A 529-nucleotide genomic window follows, 5' to 3' on the forward strand; every position below is an offset into this window, starting at 1 on the left:
GTTCCCATGCCGAACACGGAAGTTAAGCACTTGAACGCCGAAAGTAGTTGGGGGCTTCCCCCTGTGAGGATAGGACGCTGCCAGGCGATACATATGGAGGATTAGCTCAGCTGGGAGAGCATCTGCCTTACAAGCAGAGGGTCGGCGGTTCGATCCCGTCATCCTCCACCATTTTTTATTACACTTGCCGGTGTAGCTCAGCTGGTAGAGCAACTGACTTGTAATCAGTAGGTCGCGGGTTCGACTCCTGTTGCCGGCACCATTTTCACCTTAAATTTAATCATCAACCTTGAAAAAGTGTAGATGCTACCTTTTAACACCCTGCCGGGGTGGCGGAACTGGTAGACGCACAGGACTTAAAATCCTGCGGGGGTTTCCCCGTGCCGGTTCGATTCCGGCCCTCGGTACCATTTAAATTTAACTGTTTGATTAATTACCCCGCACCCTTAGCTCAGCTGGATAGAGTACTTGACTACGAATCAAGGGGTCGGGAGTTCGAATCTCTCAGGGTGCACTTTTCGGGAAGTAG

The 529-nt window shown here is 51.2% G+C and carries 4 tRNA genes and 1 rRNA gene; all 5 read left to right on the top strand.

Annotated features, from left to right (window positions below):
• Nucleotides 1–86, top strand: a 5S ribosomal RNA gene (rrf, locus tag KNQ07_RS16005); the annotation flags it as partial.
• Between the two features lie 9 nt (nt 87–95).
• Nucleotides 96–171, top strand: a tRNA-Val gene (locus KNQ07_RS16010).
• Between the two features lie 15 nt (nt 172–186).
• Nucleotides 187–262 (top strand) — tRNA-Thr (locus tag KNQ07_RS16015).
• Nucleotides 263–323: 61 nt separating this feature from the next.
• A tRNA-Leu gene (locus KNQ07_RS16020) sits at nt 324–410 on the top strand.
• A 30-nt stretch (nt 411–440) separates the two neighbouring features.
• A tRNA-Arg gene (locus KNQ07_RS16025) sits at nt 441–514 on the top strand.
• The last annotated feature ends 15 nt before the right edge of the window (nt 515–529 follow it).

Source organism: Exiguobacterium sp. s145, assembly GCF_018618835.1.
Taxonomy (GTDB): Bacteria; Bacillota; Bacilli; order Exiguobacteriales; family Exiguobacteriaceae; genus Exiguobacterium_A; species Exiguobacterium_A artemiae.